General features: G+C 57.5%; 1 rRNA gene. It reads left to right on the top strand.

Annotated features, from left to right (window positions below):
* Positions 1 to 610: ribosomal RNA gene (locus Q0937_RS17910) — 16S ribosomal RNA — on the top strand; the annotation flags it as partial.

The raw sequence follows: 610 nt of genomic DNA, 5'->3' as shown, positions 1-610 counted from the left end.
GTTGGAAAGATTTATCGGTGAGGGATGGACTCGCGGCCTATCAGTTTGTTGGTGAGGTAATGGCTCACCAAGACGATGACGGGTAGCCGGCCTGAGAGGGCGACCGGCCACACTGGGACTGAGACACGGCCCAGACTCCTACGGGAGGCAGCAGTGGGGAATATTGCACAATGGGCGAAAGCCTGATGCAGCGACGCCGCGTGGGGGATGACGGCCTTCGGGTTGTAAACCTCTTTCAGTAGGGAAGAAGCGAAAGTGACGGTACCTGCAGAAGAAGCGCCGGCTAACTACGTGCCAGCAGCCGCGGTAATACGTAGGGCGCAAGCGTTGTCCGGAATTATTGGGCGTAAAGAGCTCGTAGGTGGCTTGTCGCGTCTGCCGTGAAAACCCGAGGCTCAACCTCGGGCGTGCGGTGGGTACGGGCAGGCTAGAGTGTGGTAGGGGAGACTGGAACTCCTGGTGTAGCGGTGAAATGCGCAGATATCAGGAAGAACACCGATGGCGAAGGCAGGTCTCTGGGCCATTACTGACACTGAGGAGCGAAAGCATGGGTAGCGAACAGGATTAGATACCCTGGTAGTCCATGCCGTAAACGTTGGGCACTAGATGT

It is taken from the genome of uncultured Brachybacterium sp., from assembly GCF_947500705.1.
Taxonomy (GTDB): domain Bacteria; phylum Actinomycetota; class Actinomycetes; order Actinomycetales; family Dermabacteraceae; genus Brachybacterium.
Note: the sequence above shows the minus strand (reverse complement) of the source record. Positions and strands in the feature narration are given on the sequence as shown.